Genomic DNA, 17,816 nt, shown 5'->3' with positions numbered 1-17,816 from the left:
CACCGGCCACCGTTCTCCGCGGTGCGATCGAGTCACAATCCGAAGTTGCCCGGGCCGCGTCGCCGGAGATACTTCTCGAATTCGGCCGCGATGGCGTCACCGTCGATCTTGGCGATCGCGTCGGACATGTCCACCTCGGCGTCTCCGCGCTCTTCGAGGCTGCGCACGTATTCGCTGATCTCTTCGTCTTCTTTGGTCATCTCGCTCACCGCCTCCTCCCATTCCTCCGCCTGGGTGGGCAGCTCGCCGAGGGGTACCTCTATGTCCAAGACATCCTCGACCCGCTGCAGCAGCGCCACGGTGGCCTTGGGATTCGGCGGCTGCGAAACGTAGTGCGGCACAGCAGCCCAGAAGGACACCGCGGGCACTCCGGCCTTGACACATTCGTCCTGCAACACGCCGGTGATCCCCGTCGGGCCCTCGTATCGGGTCTGTTCGAGGTTGAACTGCTCGGCCGACTCCGTGCTGTAAGCGGTGCCGGTGACCGGGACCGGCCTGGTGTGCGGGGTGTCTGCCAGCAGAGCCCCCAGAATGACGACGGTCTCGACGCCGAGCTGTTCGACGAATTCGAGCAGATCGTCGCAGAAGCTGCGCCACCGCATGTTCGGTTCGATGCCGCGCAGTAGGACCACATCACGTTCACTGCCCGGAGGTGAGCAGACCGAGAGCCGGGTGGACGGCCACTCGATCTCGCGGGTGACACCATCGACCTGGCGCACGGTCGGCCGATTGACCTGGTAGTCGTAGTAGTCCTCGGAGTCCAGCTCGGCCAAGGGGCTGGCATCCCAGATCAGTTCGAGATGCTCGATCGCGCCGCTCGCGGCGTCGCCGGCATCGTTCCAACCCTCGAAGGCGGCCACCAGGATGGGCGAACGCAAGTCGGGAATGTCCTCGTCCACGTCGTCGAACTCGGGTTCGTGACGATCTGTGGCGTTGGCCACAGCGTCGTTGACGGCCTCGATCAGGGCGGCATCCACAGGCGCATCCGTATCGGCACCTGAAATGTCGGGATTTTCGGAACCGTCGTCGTTCGGGGACTGGTCATCGAGGTTTCGGGGACTCACCACGACAGCCTACGACCCGTGCCGAGTCCGGTGCCCACTACTCTGTAGTGATGCCCGCTGAACACAAGCCCAGTCTGCTCGATGCGATTTCTCGTCGCGTGGTCATCGGCGACGGCGCGATGGGCACGATGCTCCAGGATGCCAACCTGACGCTCGATGACTTCATCGGTCTCGAGGGATGCAACGAGATACTCAACGACACCCGCCCCGACGTTCTGCGCGAGATACACCGCGAGTACTTCGCAGCCGGAGCCGATGCCGTGGAAACCAACACCTTCGGGTGCAATCTGCCCAACCTGGCCGATTACGACATCGAGGACCGAATCCGCGAGCTCGCGGAGAAGGGCACTCGCATCGCACGTGACACCGCGGACGAGATGGGCCCGGGACGTGACGGGATGGATCGCTACGTGCTGGGCTCGATGGGCCCGGGAACGAAGCTGCCCACCCTCGGCCATGCTCCCTTCGCCCGATTGCGTGACGCGTACACCGAAGCCGCCCTCGGCATGATCGACGGCGGTGCCGACGCCATCCTGGTCGAGACCTGCCAGGACTTGCTGCAGGTCAAGGCCGCGATCATCGGCAGTCAGCATGCGATGGACAAGCTCGGTGTTCGTATTCCGATCATCACCCACGTGACCGTCGAGACGACGGGCGCGATGCTCGTCGGCAGTGAGATCGGGGCGGCGCTCACCGCACTCGAGCCGCTCGGCATCGACATGATCGGCCTCAACTGCGCCACCGGGCCGGCCGAGATGAGCGAGCACCTGCGCCACCTGTCCAAGCATTCGCGCTTGCCGGTGTCGGTGATGCCCAATGCCGGTCTGCCGACGCTCGGCGCCAACGGTGCCGAGTACCCGCTGACCGCCCCCGAACTGGCCGCAGCCCTGAGTGGTTTCGTAGGCGAATACGGCCTCGCCCTGGTCGGCGGTTGTTGCGGTACCACGCCCGAGCACATTCGCCAGGTGGCCGACATGGTCCACGGAGCGACGAAGCTCGAACGTCGGCCTGCACCGGAGCCGGGTGTCTCCTCGCTGTACAGCGCCGTCCCGTTCGAGCAGGATGCCAGCATCCTCATGATCGGTGAGCGGACGAACTCCAACGGGTCGAGAGCATTTCGCGATGCGATGTTGGCCGAGGACTACGACAAGTGCCTCGACATCGCCAAGGACCAGACTCGCGACGGTGCCCACATGCTCGATCTGAACATCGACTACGTCGGCCGCGACGGGGCAGCCGATATGTCGGCACTGGCCAGTCGTTTGGCGACTGCGTCCACACTGCCGATCATGCTCGACTCCACCGAACCTGCCGTTCTCGAAGCCGGTTTGGAGCATCTCGGTGGACGCAGCGCGGTCAACTCCGTCAACTACGAGGACGGCGACGGTCCCGACTCGCGGTTCCAGAAGATCATGCGTCTGGTCAAAGAGCACGGTGCCGCGGTCGTCGCACTGACCATCGACGAAGAGGGACAGGCTCGCACGGCCGAATGGAAGGTGCGCGTCGCGGATCGGTTGATCACCGACATCACCGAGAACTGGGGCCTGCGCCACGAGGACATCATCGTGGACACCCTCACCTTCCCGATCTCGACGGGGCAGGAAGAGGTGCGCCGCGACGGCATCGAGACCATCGAGGCGATTCGCCAGCTCAAGGAAAAGTACCCGAAGGTGCACACCACCCTCGGACTGTCCAACATCTCGTTCGGCCTCAATCCGGCTGCGCGTCAAGTCCTGAACTCGGTCTTCCTTCACGAGTGCACCCAGGCCGGTCTCGATACGGCGATCGTGCATGCCTCCAAGATTCTGCCGATGAACAAGATCCCCGACGAGCAGCGCGAGACGGCCCTGGATCTGGTGTACGACCGTCGTGCCGAAGGCTACGACCCGCTGCAGAAGCTCATGCAGTTGTTCGAGGGCGTCTCCGCGGCGTCGGCGCGAGAGTCGCGCGCCGAGGAACTGGGCCGACTGCCGTTGTTCGAGCGTCTCGAACGCCGCATCGTGGACGGGGAGCGCAACGGCCTCGACGCCGATCTCGACTCTGCTATGACCGAGAAGCCGCCGCTGGCGATCATCAACGAGACGTTGCTCTCGGGCATGAAGACCGTCGGCGAGCTGTTCGGCTCCGGCCAGATGCAGCTACCGTTCGTGCTCGCCTCAGCCGAGGTGATGAAGGCCGCGGTGGCGTATCTCGAACCGCACATGGAAGCAACCGACGACGACGGCAAGGGCCGCATCGTGCTCGGTACCGTCAAGGGCGACGTGCACGACATCGGCAAGAACCTCGTCGACATCATCCTGAGCAACAACGGCTACGAGGTCGTCAATCTCGGTATCAAGCAACCGATTTCGACCATTCTCGAAGCCGCGATCGACAAGCGTGCCGATGTGATCGGCATGTCCGGGTTGCTGGTGAAGTCGACCGTGGTGATGAAGGACAACCTGATCGAACTCAACTCCAGGGGAGTGGCGGAGCAATTCCCGGTTCTCTTGGGCGGAGCGGCACTGACGCGGTCGTATGTCGAGAACGATCTGCAGGAGGTCTACGAAGGTGACGTGCATTATGCGCGTGACGCTTTCGAGGGCCTGCGGCTGATGGACACCATCATGACCACCAAGCGTGGCGGCGGACCGGCGCCCGACAGTCCCGAGGCACTCGAAGCGAAAGCCAAGACCGCCGAGCGCAAGGAACGCCACGAGCGCTCCAAGCGGATCGCCGAGAAGCGCAAGGCCGAAGAGGCTCCGGTCGTCGTGCCCGAACGATCCGATGTCGCTGCCGACATCGACATTCCGGTACCGCCGTTCTGGGGCACTCGCATCGTCAAGGGCGTGTCTCTGTCCGACTATTCCGGGCTGCTGGACGAGCGTGCCCTGTTCCTGGGGCAGTGGGGTCTGCGCGGCGCCCGCAAAGGCGAGGGTGCAACCTACGAGGACCTGGTGGAATCCGAAGGCAAACCGCGCCTGCGGTACTGGCTGGATCGACTGAGCACCGACGGCATCCTCGCGCACGCCGCGCTGGTGTACGGGTACTTCCCGGCGGTGTCCGAGGGCGACGACGTCGTCGTGCTCACCGAACCCGAGCCCGATGCACCCGAACGTTTCCGATTCACGTTTCCCAGACAGCACCGCGATCGATTCCTCTGCATCGCGGACTTCGTTCGCTCACGTTCGGCTGCACGCGATTCCGGACAGGTCGATGTACTGCCGATGAATCTGGTGACGATGGGCCAGCCCATCGCCGATTTCGCCAACGAGCTGTTCGCAGCCGACGCCTACCGGGATTACCTCGAGGTGCACGGAATCGGAGTTCAGCTCACCGAGGCCTTGGCCGAGTACTGGCATCGCCGAGTCCGCGAGGAACTGAAGTTGTCCGACGGCAATTCCGTCGCCTCCGAGGATCCCACCGAGGCGGAGGGCTTCTTCAAACTCGAATACCGCGGTGCGCGTTACTCGTTCGGCTACGGGGCGTGCCCCGATCTCGAAGATCGAATCAAACTTGCAGCCCTTCTCGAACCCGAGAGGATCGGCGTGAAGCTGTCCGAGGAATTGCAGCTTCACCCCGAGCAGTCGACCGATGCGTTCGTGCTTCATCACCCGGAGGCCAAGTACTTCAATGTCTAGTGCACTTCGCCTGCAGGGTGTCCTGTGGGACATGGACGGCACACTGCTCGATTCCGAGAAGATATGGGACGTGGCCATCGGCGAGTATTCCCGGAATCTCGGAACCGAACTCAGCGCGGAGGTGCGCGAGAGCACCCTCGGAAACTCCATGTGGGATGCCTTGCGCAAGGTCCTGGCAAACGCATCGGTCGAGGTCACCGACGAGCATCTGACCCAGGGTCGCGAGTGGTTGACCGCGCGCGTCGGAGACCTGTTCGCCGAGGGCATTCCCTGGCGCCCAGGTGCCAAGGACGCTCTCGCTCTCGTCCGAGAGATGGGTCTGTCCACGGGCCTGGTCACCAACACCGAGCGAGGACTGGTCGAGCGCGCACTGGACACTCTGGGGCGTGAGTACTTCGACATCACGGTCACCGGTGACGAGGTCGAGGCAGGAAAGCCGCACCCGGCACCGTACCTACGCGGTGCCGCCTTGCTCGGAGTAGACGTTGCATCGTGCCTCGCAGTCGAGGATTCGCCGACCGGCTCGCTGTCGGCGCACACCGCAGGCTGTCCGGTGCTGGTGGTCCCCTCCGAGATCGCGGTGCCGTCCGCTCCCGGTTACACGATTCGTGACGGCCTCGTCGGTCTCACCGCCGACGACGTTCGGCGGGCCTGGGCAGCCTGATCTCGACCGATTCGTACCCCTGAGTGACGACGTGAAAGAATGTTCAGCCGTGAAGACTTTCGATTCCCTGTTCGCCGAACTCACCGATCGCGCGAAGACCCGCCCGGAGGGTTCGGGCACCGTGTCTGCGTTGGACGCGGGTGTTCATTTTCAGGGCAAGAAGGTTCTCGAAGAAGCCGGTGAGGTGTGGATCGCGGCCGAGCACGAGAGTGACGAGGCATTGGCCGAGGAAATCTCGCAGCTCTTGTACTGGGTCCAGGTGATGATGGTGGGCAGGGGCATCGAGCTCGAGGACGTCTACCGACATCTGTGAGTTCTGCCCGTACCCCTCCCACGAACTCACCGAACGAGGAAAACTCCATGCTGCGTGTAGCCGTACCCAACAAGGGCGCTCTGTCCGAGTCCGCCGCCGAAATTCTCAGCGAAGCCGGCTACCGGCGTCGAAGCGACTCGAAGGACCTGACGGTTCTCGATCCGGCCAACGGGGTCGAATTCTTCTTCCTCCGCCCCAAGGACATCGCGATCTACGTCGGATCCGGCCAACTGGATCTGGGCATCACCGGACGCGACCTGGCTCTCGATTCGGGCGCTGCGGTGGAGGAGCGGCTGGCCCTCGGATTCGGTCGGTCGACCTTCCGCTACGCCGCCCCGGCCGGGAAGCAGTGGTCGCCCGAGGATCTGGGCGGACTGCGCATCGCGACCTCCTATCCAAACCTCGTGCGCAAAGACCTGGCCGACCGAGGGCTGGAGGCCACGGTCATCCGCCTCGACGGTGCGGTGGAGATCTCCATTCAACTCGGCGTCGCCGACGCGATCGCCGATGTCGTCGAGTCGGGGCGCTCGCTGCGCCAGAACAACCTCGTGGCGTTCGGTGAATCGCTGTGCGATTCGGAGGGCGTGCTGATCGAGCGTGCAGGGACCCCGGGCACCGATTCGGCACGCAAGCAGCTCATCGCGCGGGTGCAAGGCGTCGTCTTCGCGCAGCAGTATCTGATGCTCGATTACGACTGCCCCAAGTCGATCCTCGACGAGGCGGTCAAGATCACCCCGGGAATCGAATCGCCCACTCTGGCACCGATGGTGGACGACAACTGGGTCGCCGTGCGCGCTATGGTCTCTCGCAAGGTCCACAACAACGTCATGGATCAGCTGGCCGACCTGGGTGCCAAGGCCATCCTCGCGTCCGATATCAGGTCGTGCCGGGCCTTCTGAGTCCACACGGTCCGCCGTGACGCATCGTTCACGTCGAGACCGCAGGCTGACCCTCCTAAGGGAGTACGTCTCTCGACAGGGTCGACGCTGGGCAATCCCGCGCCGAACAGTTCGTGGGTGGAGAGACTCCGACCGCACTGTCTGAGCCGGCCGGCTGCAGCATTTCATTCTCCGGCTGAAAATCGGTCCATCCGATACCTTGCTCAACAAGGTAGCTTCCACTACCTTGTTGAGCATGAGTGCAGTGGAAAGACGAAGCCTAGTGCTTCGAGGCGTACTGGACCTTTGCTTACTGGCCTTGCTTCGAGAGCGTCCGGTGTACGGCTATGAACTGACGCAGCGCCTGGCCGAGCAAAACCTGCCTGTATCCGGCGGGTCTGCGTATCCACTGCTGGCTCGCTTGGAGAAGTCGGGGCTCGTGGTAACCACGAAGCAGCCGTCGACGTCCGGTCCGCCGCGAAAGTACTACTCGCTCAGCGAATCCGGTGCCGAGGCGCTCGCTGTCGGAACCAAAGAATGGCGTGACATTTCCACCAGCGTCACCTCGCTGCTTCAGTCGTCGGCTTTGGCCGAAATCAACGGAACGGGGTTGAAATGAACACCACAATGCAGGACGTCGACGCTAGTGAGTTGCGGGACATCCGACGCCAAGCGAGTCGTGTGTGGCGCCGCGCAGGAGTCCTCAAAGCAGACCGAGAAGACTTGCTGTCGGAGCTGGAAGCCGAAATCAACAATGCAAGACTGGACGGCCACAACATTGCGACTGTTCTCGGCGACGACAGCTCGCGCACCCTCGAAAGGTGGGCTGAGGAGCGAGAGTTGGCCGGACGGGCTCTACGCCTGGGTGCAGTTCTGCCTGCGGCCCTCGTAGGGATTCTCACTGGCCTCGCAGTAGTTCTGGGTGCAGTCTTCGCAGCATTCACCGGTCGAGCGACGATCGAAGCAGGCCCCTTCCTCCTGCCGTTGTATGCCTCAGCAGGCCTGTTCGCCTACCTGTGTGCGCTCGTACTCGTTCGGCTAGCGCTCATTCACGACCCGAACGCGTCCGGTACGGTCCGGTGGCTCGCCATGTTGTTGCCGGTGGGTGCCGCTCTCAGCACAGGAGCTGGCATCGGCGTTGCATGGTGGAGAAACTTCAACACCAGCGCGACCGTATTCGTCGTGGTGATCGGGGTAGTTCTCGTCGTGCTGGCGACCACGGTCGGGTTGGCCCGCTACCGTGCAGTGGGATCAGCGTCCGACGGCCGCTGAAGTGATATCTGGGGGCCACATGTCACAGAAAGACATCGATAACGATCTCGATCGACTCGCGAGGGCGGTGTTCGCCGCTCAACCGTTCACTCGACTCCTCGGTGCCGAGCTGATCTCCATGGACGGAGGCAATGTCGAGGTCCGCCTACGCATCCGACCTGAGCTACAGCAGCAGCACGGTTTCGTACACGGCGGAGTCATCAGCTACCTGGCGGACAACGCTGTGACCTTCGCCGGTGGAATCGCGCTCGGGGGCGACGCGGTGACGGCACACTGCACCGTCAACTTCTCCAGGCCGGCATCGGGCGAGTACCTGATTGCTCGTGCACGCGCAGTGTCCGCGACTCGAAACCAGGCCATCTGCCACAGCACCGTGTATTCGGTCGACGGCGAGACCGAACGCATCGTGGCGGTGGCTCAAGGCACCGTCGTCGCCGCGCACACGCCGTAGAGGTCGGCTCGTCAGTCGCGACGCCGAACCAGGACCGTCTGAGCGATGCGGCCCACCGTGCCCAGTTCGTCGCTGAGAGTCCCCGCGCACATGGCGATGCCGTCCGGTCCGGTCGACGTCTCCGCCGCCACTCCGACCCATTCGCCCTGAGGCACCCGGAATATGTGCACCGTCAGATCGGTGTTCAAAAACGTCCATTTGTCGATCGGAAGCTTGGCACCGATGCCGTTCGCGATGTCCGCAATCGAGAACAGTCGCTCCAGCGGCGTCATCGTTTCACCCTGCACCAGAACAGGTCTGGGCCGCGCCCAGATTTCACCCGGCCCGGCGGCACCGAACTCGGTCAGAATCTTGAACTCGATGGCGTCGAGGAAGCCCGAGGACCACGAATCGCCGAAGGCGTAGTCGACCCCATCGCCGACCGGCTTCATCACCCGGTCGCCGGAGTGAGCGACGTCCTCGGTCGGTGAACTGCGCATGCGCCACGCACTACCTCGCGCCACCGCTCGCGCAGTTCCGGACGAACTCGCCGCCCACAATTCCGCGACGACCAGTTCGACGTTGGCACCGGGACGTTCTGTCCATGCCCGAATCTCGATGTCCTCGACCGGAATCGGACCGAGAATATCGACCACGACTCGGCTGATCCTGGTGTCCTCCCTGGCATCGACGCGCTCGAGCGCACGGACCAACAGTGCGGACGGCGGAGCGCCGTGCTGCATCGTCGGCGCCCAGACGCTGACGGTGTGTTCGGTGGCAGTGACCATTTCGTATCCGTCGTTGCTGACACCGGCAGGGACGAAGAAGGCGTCTGGAATCGTCACAGCTCGGCCTCCGCTTGTGTCGGAGTGGCCTGAGCGACCGGTCCTGAAGTGACCTCGGGCCAACCCGGGTAAGGCGGGGGAGTGCCACCGAACTCCGGGCACAGCGCCTGATGGTCGCACCACTTGCACAGTGCGCCTCGTTTGGCGCGAAAGTCGCCGGTCTCGCCAGCGGCCAGTATCGCTTTCCAGATGGCGGACAGCATGCGCTCGAACCTGCGCAGTTCGTCTTCGTCGGGGGTGTAGGTCAGCTCTTGCTTGTCGGCCAGGTACATCAGTTTCAGTTGCGCTGGAACGACTCCGCGTACGCGCATGATCATCAGGGCGTAGAACTTCATCTGGAACAAGGCTTTGGACTCGGTGAACTCGCGGGGCGCTCGGCCGGTCTTGTAATCGACGACTCGGATCATCCCGTTTGGTGCGACGTCGATCCGATCGATGAAACCACGAAGCGGCGTGCCGTCCTCCAAATCCACCTCCACCCGCTGCTCACAGGACTCGGGATCGAAGTGGGTTGGGTCCTCGAGCTCGTAGTACCCCTCGACCAACGCGCGAGCGCGGTCCAGGAACGCCGCTTGCTCGTCCGCCGGTACCAACGACTCGAGGTCGGGTGCCTGTGCCACCACTCGCTCCCACGCCGGATCCACCAGATCACGCGCGGTCGTCGGCACTCGGTCCTGCGCAGGTAATGCGTACAGAGCTTCGAGTGCGGCATGCACCACGGTTCCCTTGACCTGAGCTTCGGTGGAGACCTCGGGAATGCGGTCGACGGCACGGAAGCGATAGAGAAGTGGACACTGCTTGAAATCGCCTGCGCGAGAGGGAGACAACGCCGGCTTGCTTCGGGGCCTCGGCGTCGCACGCGTCGGCTGCGCAGTGTCGCCGAGATCGAGTAGAGGCAAGTCGATCGGAGTCGACACAGAAATACTCACGACTGCGACACTATGCCGCTGGTCCGACATCTTCGGTCAAGGCCGTAGTCTGGCACGTCGAGTCGTAAGAGACGCCGCCCGCTCCGGTCGGTCGTCGACCAGCAACGAAAGCAGGTTCCGCTGTGTCCACCGGTGATTCCGCGTCCGCGTCGACCGATGGTTCAGAGGTCGACGCGCTCGTCGATGTCCCGGTTCCGAGTGCGGACGAAGTGGTGACCGCAGCGGTCGACGAAATCGAACTCGACAACATCGAACCCGGCGATATCGAACCCGACGGGGCCGCGGCGACGGACGAGACCTCCGTGGCTACGCTGCCGACCGGCCCGGCTCGCAGTGGACCGTTCCGGGTCGGAGATCGGGTGCAGCTCACCGACGGCAAGGGCCGGCACTACACGGTGGTGCTCGAGGCAGGCAAGGAGTTCCACACCCACCGGGGCGGCATCACCCACGACAAGTTGCTCGGTGCCGACGAGGGCAGCGTCGTCACCTCCGTCAACGGCACCCCCTATCTCGCGCTTCGGCCGCTGCTGACCGACTACGTGCTCTCGATGCCACGCGGCGCTCAGGTCATCTATCCCAAGGACGCTGCGCAGATAGTCCACGAGGGTGACATGTTCCCCGGCGCACGAGTGCTCGAAGCCGGTGCCGGATCGGGCGCGCTGACGTGTTCGCTGTTGCGCGCGGTCGGTACCGCGGGAACGGTCATCTCATACGAGATCCGGCAGGACCATGCCGATTACGCGGTGAAGAACGTCGAGACGTTCTTCGGCGAGCGACCGTCCAACTGGCACTTGACGGTGGCCGATGTCGATCAGTTCGGTGTCGATCGGCCGGGGGAGCAGGTCGATCGCGTGGTGCTGGACATGCTCGCACCCTGGGACGCATTGCCTGCTGTGTCGAAAGCTCTCGTTCCCGGCGGAGTGCTGTTGGTATACGTCGCGACGGTGACACAACTGTCCAAGGTCGTCGAAGCCTTGCGTGCGCAGGAGTGCTGGACCGAACCGCGTTCGTGGGAGTCGATCGTCCGCGGCTGGCACGTCGTCGGCCTCGCAGTTCGGCCCGAGCATCGCATGCAGGGACACACGGCATTCCTCGTCAGTGTTCGACGCCTCGCCGAAGGAACCGTCACGCCGAAGCCCCAGCGGCGGTCCGGCAAGGGCTGACGCGCCGCGGCGGCAAATATCGAATTGTGATCGTCGTGACCGAAAATATCCCGATCGGACCACTTCGAGCTCCCGCATCGTCTCCACTGGCAGTGCGAGAACTGCCGAATACCTGTGCATCGACACTGGTGAAGCGGCCGATTTCGTGGTCGGTCCGTTGCTCGACCAGCGAGGTCGACGGTGCGCGGGCCGGTGTCGGGATGCGGTGGACCCGTACGGCAGTCGATCCCGATCGTGGTGTCGGTCCGCACATTCGGGCCGGTGCCGGTAGCGTTGATAGATCGTCACTGGGAGGAGTCGCTCATGAGCTCAACAGACAATCCGGATGTGGCCGCGGCCAGAGCCGAACTGGACGCCGTTCGAGCCGAAGCCGCGTCGCTACGTCGTCAACTGGGGGAGTCCCCCGAACAGGTACGCGAACTCGAAGGCCGTGTCGATTCGCTCTCGCTTCGCAACAGCAAGTTGATGGACACCCTCAAAGAGGCCAGACAACAACTCATCGCGCTGCGTGAGGAAGTGGACCGACTGGGTCAACCACCGAGCGGCTACGGCGTTCTGCTGAGCGTGTTCGACGACGGAACGGTCGATGTCTTCACGTCCGGTCGAAAGATGCGCCTCACCTGCTCGCCCAATATCGAGGCCGACTCGCTTGCACCGGGGCAGACGGTGCGCTTGAACGAGGCTCTGACCATCGTCGAGGCCTGCACCTTCGATCAGGTCGGCGAGATCAGCACTCTGCGAGAGCTTCTGGGCGACGGATCCAGGGCGCTGGTCGTCGGACATGCAGATGAAGAGCGGGTCGTGTGGCTCGCCAAGCCACTGATCGACATGGTCAACGACGAGGGACCCATCGACCCGGACGAGCCCTCTCGCAAATTGCGTCCCGGCGATTCGCTTCTGGTCGACACCAAGGCCGGCTACGCCTTCGAGCGCGTCCCGAAAGCCGAGGTGGAGGATCTGGTCCTCGAGGAGGTTCCGGACGTCGGCTACGAGGACATCGGTGGTCTCGGACGGCAGATCGAGCAGATTCGCGACGCCGTCGAGCTTCCGTTCCTGCACAAGGACCTGTTCCGCGAATACTCGCTGCGCCCGCCGAAGGGGGTACTGCTCTACGGCCCTCCGGGGTGCGGCAAGACCTTGATCGCCAAGGCCGTGGCCAACTCGCTGGCCAAGAAGATCGCCGAGGCCCGCGGGCAGGACGCCAAGGAAGCGAAGTCCTTCTTCCTCAACATCAAGGGTCCCGAGCTGCTCAACAAGTTCGTCGGTGAGACCGAACGCCACATCCGGATGATCTTCCAACGCGCCCGGGAGAAGGCGTCCGAGGGCACTCCGGTCATCGTGTTCTTCGACGAGATGGACTCGATCTTCCGCACCCGTGGATCGGGCGTCTCGTCCGATGTCGAGACGACGGTCGTTCCGCAGCTGCTCGCCGAGATCGACGGTGTCGAGGGGCTCGAGAACGTCATCGTGATCGGTGCGTCCAACCGTGAGGACATGATCGACCCCGCGATCTTGCGGCCCGGTCGCTTGGACGTCAAGATCAAGATCGAGCGTCCCGACGCCGAGTCGGCACAGGACATCTTCTCGAAGTACCTGACCGATTCGCTTCCGGTCAACGCGGACGATATGGCCGAGTTCGGCGGGGACCGCGCGGCATGCATCCGAGGGATGATCGACCGTGTCGTCGAGCGGATGTACGCCGAGAGCGACGACAACCGCTTCCTCGAGGTGACGTATGCCAACGGAGACAAGGAAGTCCTGTACTTCAAGGACTTCAACTCCGGGGCCATGATTCAGAACATCGTGGACCGCGCGAAGAAGTACGCCATCAAGTCGGTACTGGAAACCGGTAACGCCGGTCTGCGGATTCAGCACCTGTTCGATTCCATCGTGGACGAGTTCGCCGAGAACGAAGACCTGCCGAACACCACGAATCCGGACGATTGGGCGCGAATCTCGGGCAAGAAGGGCGAGCGGATCGTCTACATCAGAACGCTCGTCACCGGCAAGAACGCCAGCGCAAGCAGGGCGATCGACACCGAGGCCAATACCGGGCAGTACCTGTAGGTCCTGCACAGACGACAGATCGGGGCGCGTCCGCACAGGGCGCGCCCCGATCTGTATCCATCTTCCGTCTAGGCTCGAACTCATGCAGCGCATCATCGGTATCGAGGTCGAGTACGGCATCTCTTCGCCCACCGAACCCACCGCCAACCCGATCCTGACGTCGACCCAGGCAGTTCTGGCCTATGCGGCCGCGGCGGGAGTGCCGCGGGCCAAGCGCACGCGCTGGGACTACGAGGTCGAGTCGCCCCTACGCGACGCCCGCGGCTTCGACCTCGGACGCTTCAGTGGCCCGGCACCTGTCATCGATGCCGACGAGATCGGCGCGGCCAACATGATTCTCACCAACGGAGCCCGCCTGTACGTCGACCATGCACACCCCGAGTACTCGGCCCCCGAAGTTCGGGATCCGTTGGACGCGGTGATCTGGGACAAGGCCGGCGAACGGGTCATGGAAGCAGCGGCCCGCCACGCCTCCAGCGTGCCCGGTGCCCCGCGCCTGCAGCTCTACAAGAACAACGTCGACGGTAAGGGCGCCTCCTACGGCACCCACGAGAACTACCTGATGTCGCGTGAGACTCCTTTCTCGGCCGTCGTCGCCGGTCTGTCGCCGTTCTTCGCATCGAGGCAGGTCATCACCGGATCGGGGCGGGTCGGAATCGGCCAGTCCGGCGACGATGCCGGGTTCCAGCTGTCCCAGCGGGCGGACTACATCGAGGTGGAGGTCGGGCTCGAGACCACCCTCAAGCGCGGAATCATCAACACCAGAGACGAGCCGCACGCGGACGCCGACAAGTATCGACGACTGCACTGCATCATCGGTGACGCGAACCTTGCCGAGATGTCCACCTACCTGAAGGTCGGCACCACGGCGCTGGTCCTCGATCTCATCGAAGCCGGCGTCGACCTGTCCGATCTTCAGCTGGCGCGCCCGGTTACCGCCGTCCACCAGATCAGCCACGACCCAACCCTGCGCAAGGCCGTGGCTCTTGCCGACGGGCGCGAACTGACCGGGCTTGCGCTGCAGCGCATCTACCACCAACGGGTAGCGAAGTTCGTCGCCGCCGAGGGCAGCGACGATGCGCGTGCGCTCGATGTGCTCGACAAGTGGGCCATGGTGCTCGACCTCCTCGAGCGTGATCCGATGGAATGTGCTCATCTGCTGGACTGGCCGGCCAAACTACGACTGCTCGAAGGCTTCCGTCAGCGTGAGGGGCTCGGCTGGTCGGCACCGAGGCTGCACCTGGTGGATCTGCAGTACTCGGATGTTCGGCTGGACAAGGGCCTCTACAACAGGCTTGTCGCGCGCGGGTCGATGGAACGCTTGGTCACCGAACAGCAGGTACTCGATGCCGTGGGCACGCCGCCGCCGGACACCAGGGCCTACTTCCGCGGCGAGTGCCTGCGCAAATTCGGCGCGGACATCGCTGCAGCGAGCTGGGACTCGGTCATCTTCGATCTCGGTGGTGACTCACTGGTCCGCATCCCGACCCTCGAACCGTTGCGCGGCACCAAAGCGCACGTCGGCGAACTACTCGAATCGGCCGACAGCGCCGCTGAGCTCGTCGATCAGCTCACCAACTGACCAGTCGAGGCAATACCCCGACTATTCGATGGTGTCTCGACGACCCGGCGGCCCGGTCTGTCGGTAGGGTAAAGGTCCGTGCACTTTCGGCGGAACGTTCGGTTGCACGTGCACATCCACGACGGTGCATCCCGGATGAATCGGTGAGTGTGCAGTAGAACTGTTTTCTCGATACACGGAGGAGGTCGGCGACTATGGCACAGGAGCAGACACGGCGCTCTGGCGGCGGCGACGACGATGAGGTCCCAGGCGACACCGGAGCCGGTGGTCAGGAACGGCGCGAGAAGCTGGCCGAGGAGACCGACGATCTTCTGGACGAGATCGACGACGTTCTCGAGGAGAATGCCGAGGACTTCGTTCGCGCCTACGTTCAGAAGGGCGGCCAGTGACGGTGGATCGTTCGGACCCACGGTCGGCCGGCGACGGAATGACGATCCCACTCGGATCGAGTAGCTCGTCGTTTTCCGACTATCTCCGTCAGCACGCCCCCCATCTGCTACCCGCGAGCGGTCTGGCCGCAGATCTGGCGTCCCACACTGCGAACGGTGGCTCCGACAAGTCCGGTATCGCTCCGCACGGGACGACGATCGTCGCTCTGACCTATGCGGGCGGTGTCCTGATCGCGGGTGATCGGCGGGCAACTCAGGGCAATCTGATCGCGAACCGCGACATGCAGAAGGTGTACGTTACCGACGAGTACTCGGCGGCCGGTATCGCCGGAACTGCAGGCATCGCGATCGAGCTGGTTCGGCTGTTCGCCGTCGAGCTCGAGCACTACGAGAAGATCGAAGGAGTTCCGCTCACCTTCAACGGCAAGGCCAACAAGCTGTCGTCGATGGTTCGGAGCAATCTCGGTGCCGCGATGCAAGGACTCGCTGCCGTTCCCCTGCTGGTCGGATTCGACGTCGACATCTCGGATCCGGATCGTGCCGGCCGAATCGTGTCCTACGACGTGGTCGGCGGGCGATACGAGGAGCGTTCGGGCTACCACGCGGTGGGGTCGGGTTCACTGTTCGCCAAGTCCGCGCTCAAGAAGCTCTATCGCCCCGGAATGACCGAGGACGAGGCGCTTCACGCAGCAGTCGAATCGCTCTACGACGCCGCCGACGACGACTCGGCAACCGGCGGTCCGGACGTCACCCGAGGGATCTACCCGACGGCGGTCGCCATCACGAGCGTCGGCGCGGACGACGTTGCGCACGACCGCGTGTCGGCAGCAGCGCGGTCCGTTCTCGCGGAGCGAGCCGAAAGTTCTGCGCATACCGGCGGTGCCGAGCACCACACCCGGTCCGGCCAGGAAGTGAGCGAAGGGGATAGCGCACCATGACGATGCCGTACTACGCATCTGCCGAGCAGATCATGCGCGATCGTTCGGAGTTGGCGCGCAAGGGAATCGGTCGCGGCCGCAGTGTCATCGTCCTGACGTATGCGGATGGCGTTCTGTTCGTGGCCGAGAACCGTTCGACGGCCTTGCACAAGGTCAGCGAACTCTACGACCGGATCGGTTTCGCCGCCGTGGGCAAGTACAACGAGTTCGAGAATCTGCGGAAGGCCGGTATTCAGCACGCAGATATCAAGGGATACACCTACGACCGGCGTGACGTCACAGGTCGGTCACTCGCCAAGACGTACGCGCAAGCGCTGGGAACGATCTTCACCGAGCAGCTCAAGCCCTACGAGGTCGAGATCTGTGTCGCGGAGGTGTCGCATCAGGACGAGCCGATCGCGACGCAGCTCTACCGCATCACCTACGACGGGTCCATCGTCGACGAGCAGGATTTTGTCGTCATGGGCGGGACGACCGAGCCGATCGTCGCAGCGCTGAAAGACACCTACCGTTCCGGCCTGAATTTGGCCGACGCGATACGGGTTGCGGTCGACGCGCTCACTGCAGGTCCCACCTCACCTCCCGCAGCGGGCGGTGAGCCCGAGAAGAAGGTTCTCGAGGTATCGGCGCTCGAAGTAGCCGTGTTGGACCAGGGTCGGCCACGACGGGCGTTCCGACGCATCGCAGGAACTGCGTTGGAGGACATGCTGCCTCCTTCGGCTCCGGCCGTGGATGCGTCCACCGACACCGCCGACGGTGCTCCCGAGGTGGGAACTTCGTAGGAGATTCGTTTATCACCAGTGATGGCCTCGTGCTCTACCGCTTCCGGTAGAGCACGAGGCCGTTCTTGTCACTGGTGAACTCGAACCGTGTACCGTCGCCCACCACTTCGCCGTCGGCTGCCAGAGCGACCGGAGCACCCTCCACCGCCACGGTCAGCTCTTGCACCGCTCGGCGGACGTAGGCAGGTGACGAGCCGAGAGTGCCGGTGACCGTTGCCCAGAGCAATCTGGTTCTCGACGCCTTCGGCTCCGACGGCAGGAATCGAACGTCCAACGTGCCGGCGTGAATGCTGCTGCGCGACATAGGGACCTGATCGGCCGGCGCGTAATTGCCGTTGCCGACGAACAGCATCCAGACCGAATGCCGGGCACCGTCGAGTCCGATGTTCAGCGGTTCTGCAGCCGCCAGCACCCTCGTCATCGCCACCGCGGCGGCCGGCCACTTGCCGATTCGACCCTGCAGCTTCTGGCGCAACCGCACCGAGTCGGGGTATCCGCCGAAGGTCGCGGTGTTGACGAACGACACGCTGCGGCCGTCGATGGTCACCTCCGCGATGTCGACGAGCTCGGCGGTGCCCGCCTCAACGGCGGTAGCAGTGTCTTCTACGGCGGTCAGGCCGGTGTCTCGAGCGAAGTGATTGAGGGTGCCACCGGGAAACGCCGCCATCGGTAGCCCGTTGCGCACCGCCGCCGCGGCCACGCAGACCACCGTGCCGTCGCCGCCACAGACTCCGAGGGCGCGTGGAGAGGTGCTCAGGATTCGCTGTTGCAGCTGCTCCTCGAAGTCCTTTTCCGGGTCCGGCTCGAACAGGTCGGCGTCCGGAAGTGCACGGCGAATTGCGTCGGGCACCGACTCCGAGTTGTCACCTGACCCCGGATT

At 63.9% G+C, this 17,816-nt stretch carries 17 protein-coding genes; 13 read left to right on the top strand and 4 right to left on the bottom strand.

The window, feature by feature from the left end; all coding sequences use genetic code 11:
- Positions 1-32: 32 nt before the first annotated feature.
- Positions 33-941 carry a PAC2 family protein gene (locus tag RHODMAR_RS16085; RefSeq protein WP_051048073.1) on the bottom strand — a complete coding sequence of 303 codons (909 nt, stop codon included), beginning with the start codon at positions 939-941 and terminating at the stop codon, positions 33-35.
- 173 nt (positions 942-1,114) lie between these two features.
- On the opposite strand from RHODMAR_RS16085, the gene metH reads away from it, so the two are divergent.
- From metH to RHODMAR_RS16050, 7 genes are all read left to right on the top strand, one after another.
- Entirely contained in the window at positions 1,115-4,684 is a 3,570-nt protein-coding gene (gene metH, locus RHODMAR_RS16080; protein WP_042939543.1) for a methionine synthase, read from the top strand.
- Positions 4,677-5,348, top strand: a complete 672-nt coding sequence (locus RHODMAR_RS16075; RefSeq protein WP_008716373.1) for an HAD family hydrolase — start codon at positions 4,677-4,679, stop codon at positions 5,346-5,348. Before metH ends, RHODMAR_RS16075 begins: the two co-directional genes overlap by 8 nt.
- Before the next feature lie 49 nt (positions 5,349-5,397).
- Positions 5,398-5,661, top strand: a complete 264-nt coding sequence (locus RHODMAR_RS16070; RefSeq protein WP_008716372.1) for a phosphoribosyl-ATP diphosphatase — start codon at positions 5,398-5,400, stop codon at positions 5,659-5,661.
- Between the two features lie 47 nt (positions 5,662-5,708).
- Complete coding sequence (hisG, locus tag RHODMAR_RS16065) at positions 5,709-6,560, top strand: ATP phosphoribosyltransferase (RefSeq protein ID WP_008716369.1); 852 nt, start codon at positions 5,709-5,711, stop codon at positions 6,558-6,560.
- Positions 6,561-6,795: 235 nt separating this feature from the next.
- Positions 6,796-7,158 (top strand): PadR family transcriptional regulator, encoded by a 363-nt coding sequence (locus RHODMAR_RS16060; protein WP_042939578.1) that lies wholly within the window; start codon positions 6,796-6,798, stop codon positions 7,156-7,158.
- Positions 7,155-7,811: a hypothetical protein gene (locus RHODMAR_RS27040; protein ID WP_008716365.1), complete on the top strand. Its 657-nt coding sequence runs from the start codon at positions 7,155-7,157 to the stop codon at positions 7,809-7,811. The genes RHODMAR_RS16060 and RHODMAR_RS27040 overlap by 4 nt, the downstream gene beginning before the upstream one ends.
- Before the next feature lie 19 nt (positions 7,812-7,830).
- Positions 7,831-8,262 (top strand): PaaI family thioesterase, encoded by a 432-nt coding sequence (locus RHODMAR_RS16050; RefSeq protein ID WP_008716362.1) that lies wholly within the window; start codon positions 7,831-7,833, stop codon positions 8,260-8,262.
- An 11-nt stretch (positions 8,263-8,273) separates the two neighbouring features.
- Here RHODMAR_RS16050 and RHODMAR_RS16045 read toward each other — a convergent pair whose 3' ends face one another.
- Positions 8,274-9,029, bottom strand: a complete 756-nt coding sequence (locus RHODMAR_RS16045) for a thioesterase family protein (protein ID WP_081606021.1) — start codon at positions 9,027-9,029, stop codon at positions 8,274-8,276.
- A gap of 53 nt (positions 9,030-9,082) precedes the next feature.
- Positions 9,083-9,985, bottom strand: a complete 903-nt coding sequence (locus RHODMAR_RS16040; RefSeq protein ID WP_442970058.1) for a RecB family exonuclease — start codon at positions 9,983-9,985, stop codon at positions 9,083-9,085.
- A 341-nt stretch (positions 9,986-10,326) separates the two neighbouring features.
- Here RHODMAR_RS16040 and RHODMAR_RS16035 point away from each other — a divergent pair, with 341 nt between their 5' ends.
- The 6 genes from RHODMAR_RS16035 to prcA all read left to right on the top strand — a co-directional run bounded on the left by RHODMAR_RS16035 (position 10,327) and on the right by prcA (position 16,936).
- Entirely contained in the window at positions 10,327-11,178 is an 852-nt protein-coding gene (locus RHODMAR_RS16035; protein ID WP_086000264.1) for a tRNA (adenine-N1)-methyltransferase, read from the top strand.
- A 303-nt stretch (positions 11,179-11,481) separates the two neighbouring features.
- Complete coding sequence (gene arc / locus RHODMAR_RS16030; RefSeq protein ID WP_008716352.1) at positions 11,482-13,245, top strand: proteasome ATPase; 1,764 nt, start codon at positions 11,482-11,484, stop codon at positions 13,243-13,245.
- A gap of 82 nt (positions 13,246-13,327) precedes the next feature.
- On the top strand, positions 13,328-14,827 hold the full coding sequence (dop, locus tag RHODMAR_RS16025; protein WP_008716350.1) for a depupylase/deamidase Dop: 1,500 nt from the start codon (positions 13,328-13,330) through the stop codon (positions 14,825-14,827).
- 194 nt (positions 14,828-15,021) lie between these two features.
- A complete protein-coding gene (locus RHODMAR_RS16020; RefSeq protein WP_008716348.1) occupies positions 15,022-15,216 on the top strand; it encodes a ubiquitin-like protein Pup in 195 nt (64 codons plus the stop codon).
- Positions 15,213-16,154: a proteasome subunit beta gene (gene prcB, locus RHODMAR_RS16015; RefSeq protein WP_008716346.1), complete on the top strand. Its 942-nt coding sequence runs from the start codon at positions 15,213-15,215 to the stop codon at positions 16,152-16,154. The genes RHODMAR_RS16020 and prcB overlap by 4 nt, the downstream gene beginning before the upstream one ends.
- Positions 16,151-16,936 carry a proteasome subunit alpha gene (gene prcA, locus RHODMAR_RS16010; protein WP_008716343.1) on the top strand — a complete coding sequence of 262 codons (786 nt, stop codon included), beginning with the start codon at positions 16,151-16,153 and terminating at the stop codon, positions 16,934-16,936. Before prcB ends, prcA begins: the two co-directional genes overlap by 4 nt.
- Positions 16,937-16,970: 34 nt before the next feature.
- Here prcA and RHODMAR_RS16005 read toward each other — a convergent pair.
- Positions 16,971-17,816: diacylglycerol/lipid kinase family protein (locus RHODMAR_RS16005; protein WP_157226122.1), on the bottom strand; the 846-nt coding region annotated here is incomplete at its 5' end.

The organism is Rhodococcus sp. AW25M09 (assembly GCF_000333955.1).
In the GTDB taxonomy this organism is placed as follows: domain Bacteria; phylum Actinomycetota; class Actinomycetes; order Mycobacteriales; family Mycobacteriaceae; genus Rhodococcoides.
This window is presented reverse-complemented; position numbering and strand designations above follow the sequence as displayed.

Bases quoted from the DNA above. Each gene is read 5' to 3' on its own strand.
- RHODMAR_RS16045 (WP_081606021.1), bottom strand. From the start codon at position 9,029: ATGGTCACTGCCACCGAACACACCGTCAGCGTCTGGGCGCCGACGATG.
- RHODMAR_RS16050 (WP_008716362.1), top strand. From the start codon at position 7,831: ATGTCACAGAAAGACATCGATAACGATCTCGATCGACTCGCGAGGGCG.
- metH (WP_042939543.1), top strand. From the start codon at position 1,115: ATGCCCGCTGAACACAAGCCCAGTCTGCTCGATGCGATTTCTCGTCGC.
- hisG (WP_008716369.1), top strand. From the start codon at position 5,709: ATGCTGCGTGTAGCCGTACCCAACAAGGGCGCTCTGTCCGAGTCCGCC.
- dop (WP_008716350.1), top strand. From the start codon at position 13,328: ATGCAGCGCATCATCGGTATCGAGGTCGAGTACGGCATCTCTTCGCCC.
- prcA (WP_008716343.1), top strand. From the start codon at position 16,151: ATGACGATGCCGTACTACGCATCTGCCGAGCAGATCATGCGCGATCGT.
- RHODMAR_RS16020 (WP_008716348.1), top strand. From the start codon at position 15,022: ATGGCACAGGAGCAGACACGGCGCTCTGGCGGCGGCGACGACGATGAG.
- arc (WP_008716352.1), top strand. From the start codon at position 11,482: ATGAGCTCAACAGACAATCCGGATGTGGCCGCGGCCAGAGCCGAACTG.
- RHODMAR_RS16060 (WP_042939578.1), top strand. From the start codon at position 6,796: ATGAGTGCAGTGGAAAGACGAAGCCTAGTGCTTCGAGGCGTACTGGAC.
- RHODMAR_RS16075 (WP_008716373.1), top strand. From the start codon at position 4,677: ATGTCTAGTGCACTTCGCCTGCAGGGTGTCCTGTGGGACATGGACGGC.
- RHODMAR_RS27040 (WP_008716365.1), top strand. From the start codon at position 7,155: ATGAACACCACAATGCAGGACGTCGACGCTAGTGAGTTGCGGGACATC.